This window comes from Thermonema sp. (assembly GCF_026003375.1).
In the GTDB taxonomy this organism is placed as follows: domain Bacteria; phylum Bacteroidota; class Bacteroidia; order Cytophagales; family Thermonemataceae; genus Thermonema; species Thermonema rossianum.
In genome coordinates this window covers 617,759-638,454 of record NZ_BPHD01000001.1, presented here as the reverse complement: position 1 = coordinate 638,454, position 20,696 = coordinate 617,759, and the positions used below count along the sequence as shown (strand labels likewise).

16 protein-coding genes are annotated in these 20,696 nt (G+C 48.0%); 9 read left to right on the top strand and 7 right to left on the bottom strand.

The genetic code is table 11. The features are described 5' to 3' along the window. Positions 1-3: 3 nt before the first annotated feature. Positions 4-342, bottom strand: a complete 339-nt coding sequence (locus tag QVE43_RS02770) for a hypothetical protein (RefSeq protein ID WP_038029214.1) — start codon at positions 340-342, stop codon at positions 4-6. A gap of 155 nt (positions 343-497) precedes the next feature. Here QVE43_RS02770 and QVE43_RS02765 point away from each other — a divergent pair, with 155 nt between their 5' ends. After that, on the top strand, positions 498-947 hold the full coding sequence (locus tag QVE43_RS02765; protein ID WP_288004176.1) for an STAS/SEC14 domain-containing protein: 450 nt from the start codon (positions 498-500) through the stop codon (positions 945-947). A 77-nt stretch (positions 948-1,024) separates the two neighbouring features. Continuing rightward, positions 1,025-1,786 carry a 5'-nucleotidase C-terminal domain-containing protein gene (locus tag QVE43_RS02760; protein ID WP_288004175.1) on the top strand — a complete coding sequence of 254 codons (762 nt, stop codon included), beginning with the start codon at positions 1,025-1,027 and terminating at the stop codon, positions 1,784-1,786. A gap of 94 nt (positions 1,787-1,880) precedes the next feature. On the opposite strand, the gene QVE43_RS02755 is transcribed toward QVE43_RS02760, so the two are convergent. Together QVE43_RS02755 and QVE43_RS02750 are read right to left on the bottom strand one after the other, a co-directional pair. After that, complete coding sequence (locus QVE43_RS02755) at positions 1,881-2,537, bottom strand: YceI family protein (protein WP_051633063.1); 657 nt, start codon at positions 2,535-2,537, stop codon at positions 1,881-1,883. A gap of 35 nt (positions 2,538-2,572) precedes the next feature. After that, complete coding sequence (locus QVE43_RS02750; protein WP_288004174.1) at positions 2,573-3,718, bottom strand: FtsW/RodA/SpoVE family cell cycle protein; 1,146 nt, start codon at positions 3,716-3,718, stop codon at positions 2,573-2,575. 146 nt (positions 3,719-3,864) lie between these two features. On the opposite strand from QVE43_RS02750, the gene fahA reads away from it, so the two are divergent. After that, the gene (gene fahA / locus QVE43_RS02745; RefSeq protein ID WP_288004173.1) at positions 3,865-5,139 is read left to right on the top strand and encodes a fumarylacetoacetase; all 1,275 of its coding nucleotides are present in this window, start codon (positions 3,865-3,867) and stop codon (positions 5,137-5,139) included. Positions 5,140-5,274: 135 nt separating this feature from the next. Here the strand turns inward: fahA and QVE43_RS02740 are convergent, their stop codons facing one another. After that, positions 5,275-9,924 carry a translocation/assembly module TamB domain-containing protein gene (locus QVE43_RS02740; RefSeq protein WP_288004172.1) on the bottom strand — a complete coding sequence of 1,550 codons (4,650 nt, stop codon included), beginning with the start codon at positions 9,922-9,924 and terminating at the stop codon, positions 5,275-5,277. A 5-nt stretch (positions 9,925-9,929) separates the two neighbouring features. Between QVE43_RS02740 and tsaD the strand changes: the two genes are divergently transcribed. Genes tsaD through QVE43_RS02725 form a run of 3 tightly spaced genes read left to right on the top strand, consistent with a single transcriptional unit; the run spans position 9,930 to position 12,820 of the window. Continuing rightward, entirely contained in the window at positions 9,930-10,937 is a 1,008-nt protein-coding gene (gene tsaD, locus QVE43_RS02735; RefSeq protein ID WP_288004171.1) for a tRNA (adenosine(37)-N6)-threonylcarbamoyltransferase complex transferase subunit TsaD, read from the top strand. Between the two features lie 30 nt (positions 10,938-10,967). Next, on the top strand, positions 10,968-11,930 hold the full coding sequence (locus tag QVE43_RS02730; RefSeq protein ID WP_288004170.1) for a MoxR family ATPase: 963 nt from the start codon (positions 10,968-10,970) through the stop codon (positions 11,928-11,930). Positions 11,931-11,953: 23 nt separating this feature from the next. Then, on the top strand, positions 11,954-12,820 hold the full coding sequence (locus QVE43_RS02725; protein WP_288004169.1) for an MBL fold metallo-hydrolase: 867 nt from the start codon (positions 11,954-11,956) through the stop codon (positions 12,818-12,820). On the opposite strand, the gene QVE43_RS02720 is transcribed toward QVE43_RS02725, so the two are convergent. The 3 genes from QVE43_RS02720 to QVE43_RS02710 form a co-directional block, all read right to left on the bottom strand. After that, on the bottom strand, positions 12,810-13,202 hold the full coding sequence (locus QVE43_RS02720; RefSeq protein ID WP_038029228.1) for a DUF1987 domain-containing protein: 393 nt from the start codon (positions 13,200-13,202) through the stop codon (positions 12,810-12,812). The genes QVE43_RS02725 and QVE43_RS02720 overlap by 11 nt on opposite strands. Positions 13,203-13,245: 43 nt before the next feature. Further along, positions 13,246-13,779: a SiaB family protein kinase gene (locus tag QVE43_RS02715; RefSeq protein WP_157630031.1), complete on the bottom strand. Its 534-nt coding sequence runs from the start codon at positions 13,777-13,779 to the stop codon at positions 13,246-13,248. Between the two features lie 122 nt (positions 13,780-13,901). Continuing rightward, positions 13,902-14,231 (bottom strand): 2Fe-2S iron-sulfur cluster-binding protein, encoded by a 330-nt coding sequence (locus QVE43_RS02710; protein ID WP_038029231.1) that lies wholly within the window; start codon positions 14,229-14,231, stop codon positions 13,902-13,904. A 49-nt stretch (positions 14,232-14,280) separates the two neighbouring features. Here QVE43_RS02710 and QVE43_RS02705 point away from each other — a divergent pair, with 49 nt between their 5' ends. The 3 genes from QVE43_RS02705 (at position 14,281) to QVE43_RS02695 (ending at position 20,673) form a co-directional block, all read left to right on the top strand. After that, complete coding sequence (locus QVE43_RS02705) at positions 14,281-15,414, top strand: hypothetical protein (protein WP_288004168.1); 1,134 nt, start codon at positions 14,281-14,283, stop codon at positions 15,412-15,414. A 364-nt stretch (positions 15,415-15,778) separates the two neighbouring features. Then, positions 15,779-20,176 (top strand): M43 family zinc metalloprotease, encoded by a 4,398-nt coding sequence (locus QVE43_RS02700; protein ID WP_288004167.1) that lies wholly within the window; start codon positions 15,779-15,781, stop codon positions 20,174-20,176. A 92-nt stretch (positions 20,177-20,268) separates the two neighbouring features. After that, a complete protein-coding gene (locus tag QVE43_RS02695; protein ID WP_288004166.1) occupies positions 20,269-20,673 on the top strand; it encodes a hypothetical protein in 405 nt (134 codons plus the stop codon). Positions 20,674-20,696 lie beyond the last annotated feature (23 nt).

Below are 20,696 nucleotides of genomic sequence, written 5' to 3'. Positions count from 1 at the left end.
CTTCTAAGAAAGCCAATGGAGGAGGCGCGCCCACCACTTTTTAATGGGGGAAGTGGGGGCGGATGGGTTCTCTGCCGTCTTTTGAGATGCAAGCTGCCGTAGATGCTCTACTTCTTGCAGCAATAACTGATGCTGTTCTTTGAGCTTTTGGTGCCGGGTTTTGAGGCGCTTATACTTGGCTTCGCTTCGGCGGTACAAAGCTTCCCACTCGTGCGCCCCGGTGGCTTCTTTGACGGCTGCCACAAACGCACTGTGTGGATAGTAGCGCTCTTCGTTGCATACAATACAACGGTGGTCATTGTCAAAATTATGTGTTTCGCAATGAATGCAAATCCATCCCATGATCGCAGTAGCCTGATGCCCAAAAATACAATAAATCTTATCTTTTGAAAGTGGCGCATAGAGATGCGCTTTATCCTTTGAAAAAAGTAGTATACTTGTGACGAATAATAAGAATATAAGTCCCTGTTTAAGATTCAACAAAAATGACACTTGATATGAATAGCACCGTAGAAGTACTGCATGAAGATGACTTCATGAAAATGTATTTTAACCCTTCCATTCAATGTATAGTGAAGGAGTGGAAGCAAAATCCTTCCGAGGATAAAATTAAGTTGTTGATATTGAATCTTGTACATAAAATCATCCTGACACGCAGAAAATACGAAATAGACATTAACCTGCTGGCCGATTGCCGGAAACTGACGGGCGAACTGTTTTCAGAGCAGGTGATTGATTGGTTGAATGAGAAGATTCATAAAATGTATGTAGCCAATAATATCCGCAAAAAGGCATTCGTGGCTTCTTCTGAAATAGCTTGCAACCGTTCGTTGATAGATTACATCGAGCAAAGTGGCGGTGCCTTGACCGGTTTGGAAATGCGTCTGTTTGACGACATAGAGCAGGCCAAGGCCTGGTTGGCTTCCTCAAAGGTAAATACTCTCTAAGCAAGCATATGACGGCAGAGCGTCCGCAATTGTAGAAAAGTTCGTATTTTTGCCCCCTACAAAACAAGCTTTATTCAATGTTCACAAACTTTCAATCCATACGTCGCCACATGTTTTACGCTGTGGCACTGTCTCTTTTGCTGGGGGCTTGCCAAAAGCGCTTGCAATACCAAAGCACGGTCGAGTCACTGCCCATCAACAGCGAAATATCGGCCGATGCACGGATAGATAGCATGATTGCCCCATATAAGCAGCGCCTAACGGCAGAAATCAGCCGGGTGCTGGCTTATTCTGACAGGGCCGTAGAGCGTCCCAAGAATGTGTATGAACATCCGTTGGGCAATTTTACTGCCGATTTGATGCTGCAAAAAGCGCAAGCCCTGCAGCCGCAAACGTCGTTGAGTGTGATTACCTTTGGGGGATTGCGTACCGGTTTCCCGGCCGGCGCCGTTACCGTGGGGCATATGTTTGAATTGATGCCCTTCGAGAACGAATTGGTAATCTTGACCGTGGAAGGTAAAACCTTGGAAGAGCTGTTTGAATACATGCTTCGCAAAAAAAATACTGCCTTGGGCGGGGTACGTTTGGAAGTGGCCGCCGGTAAAGTACGCAACGCATGGATTGGAGGCAAACCGTGGGATCCGAATCAAACATACCGGGTAGCCATTTCCGACTATCTGGCCAATGGTGGTGATGATATGAGTTTTTGGAAAGAAGCCAAACAACGGGAAGAAACCGGGGTGAAGATTAGAGACATATTCATAGAAGGGGTAGAAGCAGCCGGTAAGAAAGGGACCATCCATCTGCAACTGGATGGCAGGGTAAAGGTGGTAGAATAAATCATGCAGCCGGTTGCATTGTGCATAAACTCAAAAAAGGCTATCCAAGACGGATAGCCTTTTGTCTTGTATTTGATAGGCCTTGAAAAGGTGCTTATTGGCAATCTTTGTTTACTGCCGCTTCGGCATACAGCTTTACTTCGGGCCACAATACCGACTTGCCATCAGGACCGGTGTGCAGGTCTTTACATACTTCATTCAGGGCTTTGATACCACTGCCGGCATTCCATTCTTCTACGTTGATGGTGGTGCTGATGCTTACTTTTTCTTCGCTTAGGGTGAGTTCTACCGGCACTTGCTTGTTGATGCCGTTCATTTCTATGCTTAAAAGTGCTTGCGTATCGCTAATGACAGAATCCAAGCGGGCTTTTAAAAGCACTTCTTCGCCTTCTTTTTGGGCAAAAGAACCAAAAAAGTATTTGGCTATTTTAGCGTCCCGGTCGGGGTTTTGGGTATCCACACTGCCTGTTTTGATGGTGATGCTCGCACCTTTGATGAGCTCTTGCAAAGAAGTGGCTTCTTGCAGGGGGCTTTCCACTTGGTATTCTTTAAAGCTGCCGCTTACGCCTGCCTTTTCGGTGAACTTGTAGGCAGTCCAGGTAAGGGTGGTTTCCCCCAAGCGGTAGCGGCACTCTGTGCTTGCTTGTGTGGTTTGGGTGCTGTCGGTATTTGTTTTTTCTTGTTTGGTTTCTTGTGAACCACAGCTCCATAATAGAGCGGCTAATCCGAAAGATAAGATGATTTTTTTCATGGCTTGCTTTGATTTTTTATTATTGAAACGGTTATCTAATTGCTTTGTTCTACAATATCGCCCCGGCTGACGCTCAGTATAATACCTGTTGCCAAGCCGGTAAAGAGTAGGGAGGTGCCTCCCATACTGACCAGTGGCAGCGGCAAACCTGTGATAGGCACCAAGCCTACGGCAACGGCCATGTTTGCCATGGCTTGCACAACCAGGCTGAATGAAAGCCCTGCTGCCAGTAGTCCCCCGAAAGCCCGGTGGCTGCGCGAAAGAATCATCATGCCGCGGTACAAAAGCCCCAAGTATAAAAAGACCACAAAAGCGCCGCCTATCAGGCCATATTCTTCCACAATGATGGCAAAGATGAAGTCAGAGAAGGGGTTGGGTAAAATATTGCGTTGTGTGCTGTTGCCCGGTCCTTTGCCGGTCAGTCCCCCGGTGGCAATGGCTATATAAGACTGCTCAGCTTGAAAGGGTATATTTTCTTTATCCAAGTAGCTTTCTATCCGGCTTTTTACTGTAGCCGCCCGTTCACCAAACGATAAAGCCACAAAGAGAGCCACTGCCCCCATCAGCAGTATGACAAAGAAATAGCGAAGTGGCACCCGGCCAATAAACATAATCAAGAGGCTGGTCATGAACAAAATCAGGGCATTGGAGAAGTTACTCAGCCCAATTAAGCCGCATACCAGACCAATCCAAAAAAGCATGGGCAACAGGCCTTCTTTGACGTCCTCGATGCGGTGTTGACGCTTGGAGAGCATGGCTGCCAGGTGTGAAATAAGGGCGAGTTTTGCCAAGTCAGAAGGTTGAAACGATTGATTGATGAAAGGAATGGTAATCCAGCGGCTGGCTTCGTTGATGGTCGTGCCGTATAACTGCGCTACGATGAGCAGAGGAACCGAGACCCACAAGGCAAACAACGACAGGCGGGCATAATAGCGGTAATCGATACGGTGGGCTATCCACATGACGATTAACGCCAGCAGCACCAGGCGAACATGCTTAAACAAGTAATATTCGGTGTTTCCTTCCAAGTACTTGAAAGCCAATGACTGTGTGGCGCTATATACCACCAAAATACTCATGAGAGAGAGTGCCGCAACAATGTACCAAATCACCGGGTCCCCTTTGAAGATGGGATGCTCTTTCTTTTTTGTTATATCCGCTTGGTAATCCAAAAAACTCATAATGCTCATTCTTTGTATCAAAGATAAAAAAACCTTTGGGCATAGAAGCAAGAAAGTGAATATGGCACCCTTTTGCTTTGTTGAATGCTTGTGTTTTTGGAAATATCCTATAATTTCGTGGCAGGAACCAAAAAAAATTGACAACAATGATACAAGCCAATGACCCTAAGCTCCGTTCGTGGATAGAAGTAGCACCCGATAGTGATTTCCCCATTCAAAATATACCTTTTGGCATCTTTTCTCATGATGGGCGCACCAAGCGCGCAGCCAGCCGTATAGGTGATGTTGTCATAGACTTGAGCGCTTTGGCAGAATTGGGCTACTTCGATGATTTGCAAATTCCTGACTTGTCTGTTTTTTATAATGACACCTTGAATGACTTCATTCGTCTGGGCAAGGAAACCACCCGCCGGGTGCGTAACCGGATTGCCGAGCTTTTCGCCGCCGATAACCCTGCCTTGCGGGAGCAGGCAGAGCATAAAGAACAGGTGCTTTTCGATGCCCGCCAAGTGCACATGCACATGCCGGTAGAGGTGGGGGACTACACTGATTTTTATTCCAGCTTGGAACACGCCACCAATGTAGGCAAGATGTTTCGCCCCGACAACCCCCTGTTGCCCAACTGGAAACACCTGCCCGTAGGCTATCATGGACGCTCGTCTTCCATCGTGGTTTCGGGGCACCCGGTCATTCGTCCCAAAGGGCAAGTTTTGCCTGCGGGCGCCGATAAGCCGGTGTTTTCTGCCACCCAGCGCCTTGACTTCGAGCTGGAAGTGGCTTTTGTTGTGGGCAAAGACACGCAAATGGGCGACAGCATCACCACTGCCGAAGCCGAAGACTATATTTTTGGTTTGGTGCTTTTCAACGACTGGTCAGCCCGTGACATTCAAAAATGGGAATATGTGCCCTTGGGTCCTTTCTTAGGGAAAAACTTTGCTTCTACCATTTCACCATGGATAGTTACCTTGGATGCCTTGGAGCCCTTCCGCGTGGAATCGCCCAAGCAAGACCCCGAAGTGCTGGATTATCTTAAGTTTGAAGGCAAAAAGAGCTTCGATATCCACCTGGAGGTATACATTCAGCCCAAAGACAGTGTGCCTTCGTTGGTATGCCGCAGCAACTTCAAATATATGTACTGGAACATGAGCCAGCAGCTGGCACACCACACAGTGAATGGGTGTCCCATGCGGGTGGGTGATATGTGTGCGTCGGGAACCATCAGCGGGCCTACTCCCGATAGCTTTGGTTCTATGCTGGAACTTAGCTGGGGCGGAAAAAATGTAGTAAAGCTCCGGGATGGCATTGAGCGCAAGTTCATCGAAGACTACGACACCGTCATTATGCGCGGGTATGCGCAAGGCGATGGTTACCGCGTGGGCTTTGGTGAGTGTGCCGGACAAGTGTTGCCGGCAAAGAAATAAGGGGGAGCAGAAGGAAGCATGCCACAGGCGGCGAGGTAGTTGTGTGCTTCGCCGCCTGTTTGCTTTAGGAATTGGTTGCTTGATATTTTTTAAGTGGATTTGAAGTGAAGGGGACACACCGGGGCACGGCAACCTCTACTGCACCTCTTCACCGGTGGTTTCTTGCTTTTCAGAAGGTTCTTCTTCTTTCAGCAACCCATCGGGGCGGGGCAATATTTTTTGATTTGATTTGTCTTTTTTCTTGCGTGAGAACAACTCCCATATAGAGTTGAAGTCGCGTGTGTAAAGAATACTGAAACCGGCAGCTGTGTTGGTACTGTTGCTGATGGAAGTAACCACGCCGTTGCTCAAGTTCTTGTTGTACATTTTCAAACGATAGCGTCCGTCGGGGGTGAGCATGTATTCCACCGTCCATTCGCCTACAATGTTGGCAGTAGCACTTTGATTTTGGGTGTCTATCAAGCCATCGCGGGTGATACGCAAGCGCCCGTCCAGGAAGGTATAACTCAAGCGCACATGAAAGACATTATTGCTTTGCTTGTCCCAGCCTGACAGGTCCACATCTATTTGCAGGTTTTCGTCCACTTGCGACATCCAATGGCTCAGTTGGTTGGAAAGCAGCTCACTCACGGTATTGCCCCCGGCTCCACTGATGCCACTAAAGGAGTTCTCGCCGGAAAACTTTTTAAACAAAATCAAACTGAACACTTGGCGGTTACGCTCTTGCTCGTCGCCTTCTATGCGCCCTTTGAAACTGTAAAGCGCCGAGCGAAGGGCGGGATTGGTGATGCTGCGCTCTACTTCGCTAAAATCGATGTCGAAGCGTATATCGGGGGCAAGCATCGGACCGGTAAGGTGCAACAGCACCTGCACGGGGTAACGTCTTGTGTATTCCGGCGAGTTCAGCTCTGTATTGCTGCTGTTGAGCAGCGGAAGCAGGGAAGTGATGGTTTCGTAATAGGCTTTAATATCCAGCTCGGCACTGTACACATCGCCAATGAAGTAGATGGCACTGCCTTCCCGCACTTTAAACTGTTTGTTTACCAGATTAAGCATGGTGAAGTTATAGCTGCCTTCTTTGATGTAGAAGTCGCCCCACATGGTGAACTCACCGCGGGAGTCAATACTCATTTGTATTCTGCCCTGCCCGTTGCCGCGCATGATGTCGCCCGCCCGCGGGTCAAAGATGATTTCGAAGTAAGCATCGGGCGTTACATCCAGATTAAAGTCCATGCGCAGGTTTTGCAGCTTTACTTCTTTGGTTTCGCTTTGGTTGTTTTTGTCGTTCTCAAAGTCTTTGAAAACAATGTAGTCTTTTTGAGAGACTTTTTCGCTGCCGTAAAGCGGGATATATAGCTTGGTACCGTATTCGGTACGGGCGTTGGCTTGCAAATACAGGTTGTCAGGCGTGCCGCTAATTTGTGCATCGCCACTGACAAGGGCATCGCCATAGTAGAGCTCGCCTTCGCGGGGTGGGGTGTTCAGCACCAAGAACTTTTTAAATTCTCCCCGTATATCCAAATAGAAGTCTTGAAAGTAGTGGTGGTAAATATCACCGGTGAAGACGGCATTGCCTTGGCGGTTGTCCATGATGCGCAAGCGTCGCATGCGGATGGCATCCGGGGTAATATACAACTTGTCGCTGAAGCTGTAAGTAGTGCCCAAGTAGTTGACTTTGAATGTTGCTTGTTTGAAATCAAGGATGCCCGCAAGTAAAGGCTTGTCGAGGCTGCCGCGCAGCGCCAATTTGCCCGAAACCGTACCGCCAATTTCCGACAGATAGTCCTTCAAAAAAGGATTGAGCACTTTTAGCTCTGTTTCCTTCATCTCCGCTATCACCTGTATTTGCCCGGAACTGTGCCGGTAGTGACCGCTCATAAAGAAAACATAATCTACACGATTATAGAGGTCGGCATTGAAAATAATACTGCCGGTTTGGGCATCCCATCCCACAACACTGCTGAGGTAGCCCACATAAATATTTTGAAAAGTGAGGTCTTCCACTTCGGCTTCGCCTTCAATAATGGGCGTGGAGGTGTATAAGTTGCGCAGCGTGAAAGAACCCAAGAGCGTGCCATCCACGGGAATGCTCGCCAAAGCACTGAAAGGACGCAGGTTCACCATGTTGAAATCTACCTGCAACTGATGCGGGAAAGAGGCTTCGGCAATGTTACCGTGGAGCACGATGGATTGCCCTTGGTGCGAAAGCGTAAAGCGGTCAAAAGTTACTTGGCGGCTGCTGTCTGTGCTGAATTGAATATTCCGGAAGGACTCAATATCCCACTGTGCGCCTCCCAGCGTAAGATGGGAGTCATAGAAGTAGAGCGTTTGTTGGCTTTCGCCCAACTCCAAGGCGCCTTGGAGTTTTAGCTCTGACAGAAGTGTATCGTTGTCCACTCGTATATATTGCCGGAATTCAATGGCGTCGTTGTACCAGGAAGCATTCAATAGCAATTGGCGCGTGCGGATGCCGCCTATTTCCTGCCGGGCCGAGAGCAGGTCGAGCTGTGCCAACACATCGGCGCCATAACGGGGCTTATACATTTCTACATCTAAGGCAGATTCGTAAAACCGTTCGGCGCCCCATTGCAGGGTGTCTATGGGGGTTTGAGTTGCTATTCTCAATATAGAAGAGTCGGCCGATTGGATAAACTCGCCACTCAAACGGCTGTTGTGGCTAAGGTAGGCATTGGGGGCAAAGAGCTGCAAAACGGGGTTCAGATTGGTGCATATCACTTCCATTTGAATGTGAAGGCTGTCGTTATGCGCACCACTTGCAGATGCTTTTTGGGCATAGTAGTCTTTTTGCACTTGTTGCTGCTTGCTTACGGCGAGCCATAGCTCATAGGGCACTTCTTGCAAATAACGAATGAGTTGCCCGTTGTCGTAGTGCCCTTCAAGACTTACAGTTACATAATCAGATAAAAGCTGTAGTTTTTCTTCTGCTTGCGATGCACGCCGGTAATAAGTGAGCGTGAGTTGGTGGGTGGTAAGTGTGTGGTTGCCATAAAGAAACTGCACATTTTGAAAATGCAGGCGGGCATCTACACTTTTAAACTCACTGTACTCGCCTTGTATTTGAGTTGAAATCCGCGCCGTTGTGTCTAACCAATGGGTTGCTTGCAGGTCGAGATAGTCTATGCCACCTTGCAATTTGGCAAAGCGTAAACTATCTTTCAGAAAAGCCCCTTTCAACAATAGATGCAGGCGGGCGTTGGGGTCTTCCGAATGAAGTGTTCCATTTAAAAGTGCATTGCTTGAATTGCCCGATAACTGTAATTGCCGGTAGGCATAGCCGTTTACAACAAATTCATCTATGGTGGCAGACAGATTAAAATCATGCCGGTGCAGGTCGGTCCCGTAACCGTCCAGTTCCATGTGTGCCGTGAGTGTGCCCAGCATGCTTTGATCTATGAGGTAGCCTAAACGAAAGTCCGTTAAGTCAAGCCTTATATTGTAATGGGGCAGGGCGGGCGCCTCTTCTTTGTAAAAGACTTCGCCTTCACTGCTTATTTCACCCAAGGCGGTATAAAGTTGTGTGGTGTAGTTGAAATCTTTGGCATAGCCGTCAAGGCGCAGCTCACCGTCTATGAAATCTATCTTTTGCAGCCAAGGATGCAGAGAAGCAGGCAGGTATTGTTTGAGGTCTTCCATTTTAAGAGACAGAGAGGGAATATCGGCTTCTATGACCGCGGCTTCAATATCAGGAAGCCCCTGCGTGCTGATGATGCCCTGCAGGTAGCTGTCGTTACCAAAACGCAGGTAGGCATCTTCCCACACAAACTCCCGTATGGTACCATTGACCTGCCCATTGATTTGCCATTCATCTTGCCATTGGGCAAACACCTCATGAAACGGCGCCAGATCTGCGGGGTGAATGCGGCTTCCTTCGAAATGGATGTCAAGCAGAACCGAGTCCACAAAAGCCCCCATGGCAGACATGCTTTCATAAGAGAAGCGCACCTTGTCGCCCAGGTAGGAGTTGTTTAAATAAAGATGCAGCCTGTCGAAATACATGTGTTGTGCATCCATATGAAAGTCTGTGTCAAGACTTTTGACGTAGAGAGAACTTTGGGGTTCATGGAATTGAAGCTGCCGCGTGCTGAGCGCTATGGTGTCGCCAAAGGCCTTGAAGTCCAATACCGTACCATAAATATTATTCAGGCTGAAGTGTGCGTAGTCGAAGAAGCCCCCGGGCAGGCTGTCTTGCCTTCCGTCATGATAACGAAACTGCATGTTGTTCAGATAGGCTTTTTCGATGATAAAAGGCGCCGGTTGACTGCTGCTGCTTTGGCTTCCGAAACGTTCATTCAGTTCTTCGATAAACAAATTGATATTGAAGCCTTGATGCTGTATATCATAGTGCATGTTGAAGAGTCCGTTTTCCAAACGGGCTTCTTTGATGCGTACTCTGCCTATGAGCAGTTGAGTCAAGCTAAAGGTGACGCGTATTTCCTCTATATCCACCAAATCCACAAAATGCTCATCGTATATGTGAACATTGCGTAAGTGTATGCTCCGGTTGGGCAGGTTGACGAGCAAGCGTTCGATGTCGGCATTGTAATGGCTGTTTTTGAAAACATAGGCCACAGCCTGCCGGGCCAGGAAGCTTTGCACCGCAGGCAGCGCCAACAAGGCGGCAAGAGTCAAAAACAAAAGCAAAACGAAAAAAACAGGGCGGGTTACCCACCTGTGCAGCAGCCTTTTGAAAATCTTCAAAAAAGGCGTACTTTCGTTGCCTAAAATATCTTCTTTTTTATCCTCTTCTTTCCTTTCTAATGCCAAGGCGTATGCAGGTTACGATTTTAGCCATTGAGTCTTCTTGCGACGATACATCGGCAGCCGTGATTCAAGATAGCAAAATTCGTTCAAATATAGTTGCCAATCAAGAGGTTCATAAAGAATATGGGGGCGTGGTGCCCGAGCTGGCTTCGCGTGCCCATCAGCAGCATATTATACCGGTGGTGGACAAAGCGCTGAGAGTAGCCGGCGTGCGTCCCGAAGAGCTGACAGCCATTGCCTGTACGCGTGGACCGGGCTTGCTGGGCTCTTTGTTGGTGGGTGTTTCTTTTGCCAAAGCCATGGCTTTGGCGCTGAACATACCGCTGATAGACGTGCACCACATGAAAGCCCATATTTTGGCACATTTTATTGAACCACCGGTCCCTTCTTTCCCTTTTTTGTGTTTGACGGTAAGCGGTGGGCACACACAGCTGGTGCGTGTAGATGCCCCTTTGCAGATGACCGTTTTGGGCGAAACGCTCGATGATGCGGTGGGTGAGGCCTTCGACAAAACAGCCAAGCTGCTGGGCTTGCCCTATCCGGGTGGTCCTTTGATTGACCGTTATGCCAAAGAAGGCAATCCGTATGCTTTCACCTTTCCAATGCCACAGGTGGAAGGGCTGCATTTCTCTTTTAGCGGACTGAAGACTTCTATTCTCAACTTTCTTCAAAAGCACACGCGTGCAGACAAGCATTTTGTAGAAAAGCACCTGCCTGACATCTGCGCCAGTGTGCAGCATACTTTCGTGCAAGTGTTGCTTCAGAAGTTGGAGCAGGCAGTCGTGCAAACCGGTATTACGGAGGTGGCTATTGCCGGCGGTGTGTCTGCCAACAGCGCTTTGCGGGCTGTTTTGCAACAAAAAGCAGAGCAGGCAGGATGGCGCGTGTTTATTCCGGCCATGCAGTATTGTACCGACAATGCCGCCATGATTGCCATGGCTGCTCATTTCCAATATTTGGAAGGTGACTTTGCTTCTTTGCAAATGCATGCCACGGCGCGCTGGAGCATTTCTTAAAGACAGTACGAACGCCTAAGAAACATCCATATGAACCCGGAGGAGTATTACGAAAAGATAGATCAGCTGTACGAAGAAGTAGGAAAGGTAATCGTAGGGCAGCGTTTGCTGATTAACCGCTTGTTGATTGGTATTTTTACCGGTGGGCACATTTTGCTGGAGGGAAGTCCCGGGCTTGCCAAAACCAAAACGGTCAGTGTGCTGGCAGCCACCTTGCGCTTGCGTTTTCAGCGTATTCAGTTTACGCCCGACCTGCTGCCGGCCGATATCATCGGCACGATGGTGTACAACCAAAAAGAAGCACAATTTTTTGTGCGCAAAGGTCCCATTTTTGCCAATGTGATTCTGGCTGATGAAATCAACCGTGCACCGGCAAAGGTGCAGTCGGCTCTGCTCGAAGCCATGCAAGAGAAGCAAGTGACCATTGGCGAAGAGTCTTTCCCTTTGGAGCGCCCTTTCTTTGTGTTGGCCACACAAAACCCCATAGAGCACGAAGGAACTTATCCCTTGCCCGAAGCGCAGCTTGACCGCTTCATGATGCGTGTGCAGGTAGGCTACTTGTCGAAGGAAGAAGAGTTGGAAGTGATGCGCCGCATGGCCTCTTTCCGCCGCTTGCCTGAGCCGCAAAGTATTTTAACTCCCGACGATATTTTTACCATCCGCGAGTTATTGAATGAAGTGACACTCTCCGAAAGCCTGGAGCGTTATATTATTGAGCTCGTTTTTGCCACGCGCTATCCCAAAGATTACAAGATAGAAGAGGGGCGCTATATAGAATACGGCGCATCGCCACGCGCTACCATTGCACTCAATATGGCGGCACGTGCCTATGCTTTTTTGCAAAAGCGTAATTTTGTGCTGCCCGATGACATTAAGGCGGTGGCACCCGACGTGCTGAATCACCGTTTGATTTTGAACTATGAAGCGGAGGCCGACCGTGTTTCCGCTTATGATGTCATCCGCGCTATCTTAAGCCATGTGCCTATTTCATAACATAAAGAGTAAAGAGGGAAAATATGAGTGTTCTATCGTTGGTTGGGAAGCAGTTTGTAAAGAAGAAAGCACACGAAGAAGTAGCTATCTATGAGTTCGGATTCAGCCTCATTGGACCGCCTTTTCTGACGGTCCATCTGTTTTATGTCGATGGCGTGCTCATAGACACAGCGCAAAGCAACGCAGAGCGTCTGGTATTGCGCACTTTGCGCCCTTACCATATAGAACAAGTATTGCTGACCCATTGGCACGAAGACCACACGGGCAATTTGGTAGCCATTTATAAGCAGCATCGTCCGCAGGCGATATATGCCCATCCGCTCACTGCCCGTATTGTGCGCAAAGGCTTTTCCATTTTGCCTTACGAATATTTGATGCTGGGCAATACCACGCCCTTTAAAAAAGAAATATTGCCCTTGCCTGATAAGATACAATCGCGCCGCTTGACTTTTGTGCCGGTTTATACGCCCGGCCACAGCGAGGACCATACGGCTTACTATGTGCCGGAGCGGGGATGGCTGTTCTCAGGTGACCTGTTTGTGGCGGAACAAATCAAATTTTTTAGACATAGCGAAGACATTGCCCTGCAGATAGAATCTTTACGGAAAGTCGCCCGCCTGGACTTCGATACTTTGTTCTGTGCGCACAACCCCCGCCTCACAGACGGAAAAGAAGCTGTTTTGCACAAGCTGCAATACCTGGAAGATTTCTACGGAAAAGTGGCCGCTTGGTATCATCAGGGGTTGGACGAAAAAGAAATCATGAGACGGTTGCCGCTCGAAGAAAGCATTTTTATCCGCCTCATGACTTTTGGTGATGTAGGGCTGGTTTATATGATTCGTTCGGTGATCCGGAACGAACGACAAAAAAAGAACAGAATTAGCGTGTAGAGAGCTGTGTGGGTATTAGTTCAAAGTCAAGGTTGATAATGTCGCGAAAGTCGTGCCCTGCCTCTTCCATGTCTTCATCTTTTTCATCGTAATACCATTTTACGAAAACTGCTTTGCCGGTATCTTTGTGGATTTTTTCCAGTTTCTTTAAAATATCGAGGATGAACTTGGAAGAACTGGTGTTGAAGTACTCAAGCTTGAGTACCATGTTGAATGTCAGTATTTCAGATTGGGCAGCTTCATCCAGCCAATCCAAAATAGGCTGGTAAAAGTCGGCAGAGTTTTCAGGGATGGAACGTCCGGCTATTTCCAAAACGCCGGTGCGCGCATCGAAATAAACTTTAGGAGTGCGGTTGGTAGGTTCAATATTCAGGTTTTCCATAGGTTGTTTCCATAAATAGGGTTTTGAAACAAGAACAGCAAAATTAGGCAACTTGCTCCAAAACTTTCACTTTTAATGTAAAAAAAACACTTTTCCCGTTTAAAGGTTCAAAGTTGCATTCCAGCTTAGAGCCCGAACGACGCACAATGTCTATAAAGCCTAAGCCTGCCCCTTTGTCGGGCATGAAGCGGGCACGCTGCCACGCCTGCAAATATAGTGCATCCAGGTCATTTTTCGACAAGCTGTTGATTCTTTCTATCTGGTCTTTGATGCGCGCTATTTTCATACGGCTGACGGGGTTGGCCGTCTCAATCAAATAACCGTCATCGGTGCGTGACAGGCTGATTTTATGATGGACTACTTTGCCCCCCTCAAGATGATGCAGACTGTTGCGGTAGGCATGCAAATAAACATTTTGCAAACACTCGACAAAAATAGAAAAGGTGCGTTTCCGTATTTTCTTATTGGGTTCAATTTCTAAAAGCTTGTTTTCAACCGCTTCCAGTATTTGATCGATGGTTTCTTCATTGATTTGTCCCTCAAAATAAAGTAGAGACTGATGGTTCGTAGCTGTCATGGATGCGCCCTTCATAATTCCTGATTCAAAATATTTATGCTGTTTTTTTACGTAACAGCTTGTTTGGTGGTTGGTTGTTTGTAAGCAATTTAAAAAAAAATCTAAAATTCCAAATAAAACTGCTATTTCGGCAGGGAGTAGTGTACATGAGGAAGCCGGCACTCTTTAGGAACGCGTACCTTCAAGCAGCCGTCAAGCAGCCTGCTTTGGCAGGCAAGCCTTTCTTGTGGACGCAGGCGCCCCTGTTCCATAAAACGCAGCTCTTGTGGGCTCGGGGGGGTGAGGTGTTCGCCACCTTCCACTACCTGCATCTTGCAGCCCGTACAGCGTCCTTTGCCGCCGCAAGGGTGCATCCAGTCGATGAAGGCTGCTTGTATGTTTTGCAACAGCGTGCGCTCTTTTTGCGTTTCTATGCTTAAATCATGTAAGTTTTCAATCACCAACTTTGGCATGAAATTGCTATCTTTAAAAAGAACTTTATTTTAGAACCTGAACAAAGTTATGAGTGAGGAGCGTGTAAAACAACTACAGCCCTATTGGGAAGCATGGGCAACGTCTTTCATACAAAACGTTTATAGTCAAAAAGAGTATGTGCGGGGGGAGGACCTGCTGCATCTTACGCCCATAGAAGGGCTCAACAAGCTGCTCATTAAGCAGTTGTTCGACGAATGGCGCCAAGCCATAGAGCAGAGCAAGAGTCCCTATTTTGATTACGAGCATCCGAAAGTAAAAGCTGCGTTGCAAGAATATGCCAACGTTTTGTCTTACCACATAAAGATAGACGCCGAAGCCATGCGGCAGCTGCTGGGGCGCACCTTGAAACTATATGCCATGCTTCTGTTTTCGCCCTATCATTTTTTTGTACATTTCTTTGAACACAACCCCATGCCCATATTGGGCATAGAAGAGCTGAAAAAGCAGCTGAAGTATATTAAACACTATGATTTTTTGCTGCGCACGCTCATTGAACGCATGGAGCAACAACGCATGCAGGCACTGCCGCCTATTGCGCTTTTAGGTTTGTTTAAAGTCGTTTACGAGCAGCTGGGCAGCCAGTTGAGTTTGGACAATGAAGCCATAGAAGCTTTCTTGGCTCTGATTGGCTATGCGGCTGAGCAGCATAGCCGGGAAGGGAAAGAAAAAGCAATGGATTTGCCGGCGGAGGAGGGGGTGTCGCCCCCCGTTTCCACAGAAACCAATGGGCGCCCGCTTGAAGCTGCCACGAAGGTACAGCCGGAAGAAGAAAAGAATGGCACCAAAGAAGTATTACTTCCGGGGACAAACCAGCCTGTGGAACAGGTAGAAGACATAGCGGATGATGATGAGGAGGAATATTATGGGGGCTTGAACGAGCGTTTCAAACAGGCAGTACCGCGTAATATCAGTCTGAAGTTGCCCCAAACAGAAAGCCGCAGCCTGCGCGATGCTATCAGCTTGCACGAGCGTTTTATGTTTGTTGAGCAGCTGTTTGCCGGCAGTCATCATGCCTATCATCAGTTTATTCAAGAGATGGAAAAAGTACACGGTTTGGAGCAGACCATGCAGGTCTTTCAACGCTATTGTAGGGAGCAAAACTGGAAACCATCGGAAGCACTGGATGCCCTCGAAGCGGCAATCAAACGGGTCTTTGGGTGAAAAAGAAATGAGAGGAGTGCTGCTCAAGGGGGAGGTGCCGGGTCAAATTTATATTGATACCGGTTGCCGTTTCTTACGAAGTGCAAGCGTATCATATCATATCATATCAGTTATTTCCTTACTTGTGAAGTAAGAAGCTTTAATTTAATTCTTTTAAAACGACAGAAATAGACCTTTCTTGCACTTGACATAGCAAGATAGAGGCGCTATAGGGATGGGTTCTGACTATTTTTAGCTCATATTTCTGCAAAAAAATGGATACATAGCTGTGAAAAAAAAATAAAAAAGCGCTTGCATGTTTATGTTTTTTTTAATAGCTTCATTTTGTTACACTTGTTCTTTTAACTACTAAAAAAAGAAAACTATGAAAAGACAAAGACTCAGACATCGTTGGTGGCTTGCCATGCTGTTTATGTTTGTATGGCAGCTCGCCGGTGCACAGCAAACACTGAACAGCCGTGCTGTGCAAAAGAGTAGTTCAAGGGCACAAACCTTGAAAGTTGATATGGCAAACCGTTGCTATACGGTTCCTTACATGGAAAAACTGCGTAGCCGTTATTCCGGCATGATGAACGATGAAGAGTTCGAGCGTTGGCTGGCGCCTAAGGTAGAAGCTCTGCGGCGTGCCAAACAAAACGGTACCTACAAAAAAGCTACCTATACTATCCCCGTAGTGGTACACGTCATTCACAAGGGAGAGAGTGTAGGAAGTGGTACCAACATTCCCTTTGCGCAGATAGAATCACAAATTCGCGTACTCAATGAGGATTTTAACCGCCTCAACGCTGATGCGGCAAATACCCCCGCGGATTTTGCGGGCGTAGCCTCCTCTATTGATATAGAATTCAAGCTGGCTACGCGTGACCCAGATGGCAACCCCTTGGTGGCGGAGCCCGGTGTGCATCGTGTAGATGCTACAGCAGAGGGGTGGGGTAGTGGCCCTTTTTCCACAAGCTTTATAGATAATACCATCAAGCCGGCTACTTCGTGGGATCCTACTAAATACCTGAACATATGGGTTTGCGAAATAAGTGGTGGTATTTTAGGCTATGCGCAATTCCCTGAGGGAAGCGGCTTGCCCGGTATGCCTACCGGCACCCAGCCGGCCAATACCGACGGCGTAGTGATTCTTACACAGGCATTTGGAAGCAACTATGATGCTTCGGGCAACCCCATTCCCTCACCTTTCAATTTGGCAACGGGCATAGATAAAGGACGCACGGCTACTCATGAAGTAGGGCACTTCTTTGGCTTGCGCCATATTTGGGGCGATGGGGACTGCTCCCAAGATGATTTTGTATCAGATACGCCTCTGGCAGGAGCAGAAAACTACACACAATTGCCCTGTACTTACCCGGGTCCTAACTCGTGTAATACCGGAAGTGGCGACTTGCCCGATATGTTCCAAAACTATATGGATTATTCCTATGACGCCTGTATGAACCTGTTCACCGCAGGGCAAGTGGACAGAATGGAAACCGTCTTGCAAAACTCACCCCGCCGGTTAGAGCTGACTACCTCCGATGCTGCTGACCCACTGTCTATCTATGCCAATTTCACCGTGGATGTAAGCAGTGGTTGCGCTCCGCTGACCGTAACCTTTACCGATGCTTCGGGGGTTTCTTCCGGGGAACCTCCCATTACTTCTTGGTCCTGGAATTTCGATTTGAACAGTACGGGTGGTACCATTACCCCTTCTGCGACAGCCACGGGGCAAGGACCTCATACCATCACCTTTGACCCCACAAGTCTGGGCGTCGGTGTGTATACCTACACCATAGAATTGACAGTTGACAACGGCAATGGCAACTCTACCATTACCAAAGAGGTGACCGTGGTAGTGCCGCCTGCAGCACAGGCATTGCCGCAAGCCAATGGCTTTGAGGGTGGAACGGTAAGCGGCACGGGCACCATCAACGGATGGACGGTGAGCACCACCGGCTCGGTAGGGTGGGAAACCACCGCGGCAGCTGCCATCGAAGGCACTCAAAGCTTGCGGGTAAGAAACTATGATGAAGACCTTAGCGGGCAAACGGTGGAACTCTCAACCCCGCTTCTTGATTTTACCTCTGTTTCCCTTTCAAAGCTTGAGTTTTATGTAGCCTATGCACCTTATTCCTCTTCTTTTTCTTTCTCCGATGGTTTGCGTGTGGTAGCACGGGATGTATGTACCGGGCAAGAAATAGAACTTTACAATAAGTCAGGCAATGATTTGGCTACTGCTCCGGCTACAACCTCCGCATTTGTACCTACTGCTTCGCAATGGCGCCTTGAGTCAGTAGATTTGTCTGCACTCTCGGGCCTGCAGGTAGAAATTGTATTTCAAAATATCGGAGGATACGGCAACAACATCTATATCGACGATGTGCAAATTAAGGAGCTCATCCTGCAAGCCGACTTCACGGTAGATATAAGCAGTGGTTGCGCTCCGCTGACCGTAACCTTTACCGATGCCTCTGTGGTTGCTACAGGGCAGCCTGCCATTACTTCTTGGTCCTGGAACTTCGATTTGAACAGTACGGGTGGTACCATTACCCCTTCTGCGACAGCCACGGGGCAAGGACCCCATACCATCACCTTTGACCCCACAAGTCTGGGCGTCGGTGTGTATACCTACACCATAGAATTGACAGTTGACAACGGCAATGGCAACTCTACCATTACCAAAGAGGTGACCGTGGTAGTGCCGCCTGCAGCACAGGCATTGCCGCAAGCCAATGGCTTTGAGGGTGGAACGGTAAGCGGCACGGGCACCATCAACGGATGGACGGTGAGCACCACCGCCACGGCAGGTTGGGAAACCACCACGGATGCTGCCATCGAAGGCACTCAAAGCTTGCGGGTAAGAAACTATGATGAAGACCTTAGCGGGCAAACGGTGGAACTGGAGTCCATTCCGCTTGACTTTTCGGGTGTTTCTGCTGCCTCTCTGCGTTTCTATGTGGCGTACAGGGGGTATGGTTCTATTCAAAATGAAGGGCTGCGGATAGTCGTGCGTGACCCATGCACCGGCAGCGAGCAGGAAGTGTATGCCAAGTATGGTTCAGATTTACAGACTTCACCCGGTACCGGTAACTTTACGCCTACCTCTGCTTCGGAGTGGCGTGAAGAGGTGGTTGACTTGTCTTCTTTTGCAGGTCAGAGTGGCTTGGTGCTTGTTTTCCAAAATATTGGGAAATACGGCAATAATCTCTACATCGACGACGTGCGTATAGAAGAGCCGGCAGCCACAGATATGGCAGCTATAGCCGCCCTGCCCAAAGCTTGGGCTTTGAGCTGGAGTGATGTGAGCTTCTTGGCAGAGGTGAAGAACAATGGGGCTACTCCGGTGTCTTCATTTGATATTACAGTGGATGTATTGGATGCAGGAAGCAATTCTGTCTTCTCCACTACCGAAACCGTCAATTTGTCCACTCCACTCAACTTTGGAGAGAGCAGCCGCGTAAGCATAACGACTCCTTGGACGCCTGCTGCCGCCGGCAACTATACGGTCAACATAACAGTAAGTATTACCGGCGATGCCGATGCCTCCAATGATACCTACTCCTACAGCTTATCGGTGGTGGAACCCAACTACCAAGAGGGTAAAGTTTACGCTTACAATGCATACTCCGGATCAGCCGGCTTGCAAGACCACTACGTAACAGTTGATGCTACAACCGGCAGCCAGTCTGATTTGCAACTTTCTGCCGCTCCTGCCAATCTATTTGGTGGCGACTTAGTAGAAAACGTGGTTCTGGGTATTTCCTCTGGCGGAAAGCTCTATATTGTTGATGAGGCAGGAAACGAATATGAAGTGGCAGCACTTACCGGCTCTTCAATCTTTACAGGACTCACTTATGATGGTACTCAGTTGTTTGTTTCTTATGTAGCCTCAGGACTTGATGTGGCTCTGGCAACAGTAGATATGACTACCTTTGAGCTAACTCCGGTTGGAACCATAGGAAGCGGCTTGGGGATAGTAGGTATTGCAGCCAATGCTTCCGGAGACCTTTATGGTATCAGTATCGTAGATGATAAACTATACCAAATCGACAAAACGACAGCTGTACCAACTGAAGTAGGTGCTTTAGGCGTAGATATTAATTATGTACAAGACATTGGTTTTGACCGTGCACAGAATGTATTGTACGGAACGCTATATAGCAGTGCTACAAGCAGCGGAGGGCTCTATACTATAGATCTAAGCAGCGGTGCAGCTACTTTGATAGGTTCCGGATTCGGAGATGAAGAACTGACAATGTGTGCATTTGTTTCTTCGGCTCCAGTGGTGCCTTCTACCTACACAGTCACCTTTACGGTTACTGATGGCAGCAATCCGATTGAGAATGCGTCGATCAGCATCAACAATCAGACTTTGACGACAGATGCATCGGGCATAGCGAGCATTGACTTGCCGGATGGCACCTATAATTACACGGTGTCGGCAGGTCCTGATTATTTGGAGGCTACCGGTAGTGTGACCGTCAATGGAGCAGATGAAAGTGTAACTGTAACCTTGAGTTTGAATCCGCTGGCTAATGAAGACCTGTTAAGAGCCGGTGTTGAGGTGTATCCGAACCCGGTAGAAGGCGTCCTTATCTTAAATGTTTCTCGCGCCTATCGAGTGCGTATCATGGACTTGCAAGGACGTGTGCTTGTTGCATTTGACAGCCTGAATAGCCAGCAAAGAATCGACATGAGTAAATATGATAAAGGGCTGTATATCATAGAGCTTGAAAATGAGCAAGGACGTCATATAGGACGTATCATCAAACACTAATTCCCATTTCCGGGTGAGTGGGCAATTCAAGCCTGCTCACCTGTCTTAGTGATGGTTTATACCAGATATTTAAATTTTAAAAGGACAAAAAAATGAAAAGAGGAGTTTATATTCTATGGATACTTGTCATGCTGTTGTCGGTGACGGCATGCAAGAAGAAGAAGAAAGATTCTGGTCCCAGCGTGCAAGGTAAATGGACAGTTCAGGTAGCCATTCAAAATGGAAGCCTGCCTGCCGATTATGCCGCCGTTGACGGGCAAGCGGCAGAATTTACTGCCAGCAATTACAAAATAGGCACAAAACAAGGGACTTATAACTACACTGTCAACCAGAACAATACCGGCGGGGAAATCAGTTTGTCGCCGGATATATACAGTGGTGGTGAGTCGAAGTACAGCGTTTCGTTTAGCGGCAATAAAATGATTTGGAAAAAAAATGCCGCAGATCCGGATAAATCCTTCACTAATGAGGTAACTCTAACCTTTACCAAACAGTAAGCAAACAGTTTTGCTTTTTAAAC

Excerpts from the sequence above, each read along its gene's own strand:
- QVE43_RS02755 (WP_051633063.1), bottom strand. The coding sequence starts at position 2,537 with ATGAAAAAAATCATCTTATCTTTCGGATTAGCCGCTCTATTATGGAGC.
- QVE43_RS02765 (WP_288004176.1), top strand. The coding sequence starts at position 498 with ATGAATAGCACCGTAGAAGTACTGCATGAAGATGACTTCATGAAAATG.
- QVE43_RS02750 (WP_288004174.1), bottom strand. The coding sequence starts at position 3,718 with ATGAGTTTTTTGGATTACCAAGCGGATATAACAAAAAAGAAAGAGCAT.
- QVE43_RS02730 (WP_288004170.1), top strand. The coding sequence starts at position 10,968 with ATGAACCCGGAGGAGTATTACGAAAAGATAGATCAGCTGTACGAAGAA.
- QVE43_RS02705 (WP_288004168.1), top strand. The coding sequence starts at position 14,281 with ATGAGTGAGGAGCGTGTAAAACAACTACAGCCCTATTGGGAAGCATGG.
- QVE43_RS02770 (WP_038029214.1), bottom strand. The coding sequence starts at position 342 with ATGGGATGGATTTGCATTCATTGCGAAACACATAATTTTGACAATGAC.
- QVE43_RS02720 (WP_038029228.1), bottom strand. The coding sequence starts at position 13,202 with ATGGAAAACCTGAATATTGAACCTACCAACCGCACTCCTAAAGTTTAT.
- QVE43_RS02725 (WP_288004169.1), top strand. The coding sequence starts at position 11,954 with ATGAGTGTTCTATCGTTGGTTGGGAAGCAGTTTGTAAAGAAGAAAGCA.
- QVE43_RS02710 (WP_038029231.1), bottom strand. The coding sequence starts at position 14,231 with ATGCCAAAGTTGGTGATTGAAAACTTACATGATTTAAGCATAGAAACG.
- QVE43_RS02695 (WP_288004166.1), top strand. The coding sequence starts at position 20,269 with ATGAAAAGAGGAGTTTATATTCTATGGATACTTGTCATGCTGTTGTCG.
- QVE43_RS02715 (WP_157630031.1), bottom strand. The coding sequence starts at position 13,779 with ATGACAGCTACGAACCATCAGTCTCTACTTTATTTTGAGGGACAAATC.
- tsaD (WP_288004171.1), top strand. The coding sequence starts at position 9,930 with ATGCAGGTTACGATTTTAGCCATTGAGTCTTCTTGCGACGATACATCG.
- QVE43_RS02700 (WP_288004167.1), top strand. The coding sequence starts at position 15,779 with ATGAAAAGACAAAGACTCAGACATCGTTGGTGGCTTGCCATGCTGTTT.
- QVE43_RS02760 (WP_288004175.1), top strand. The coding sequence starts at position 1,025 with ATGTTCACAAACTTTCAATCCATACGTCGCCACATGTTTTACGCTGTG.
- fahA (WP_288004173.1), top strand. The coding sequence starts at position 3,865 with ATGATACAAGCCAATGACCCTAAGCTCCGTTCGTGGATAGAAGTAGCA.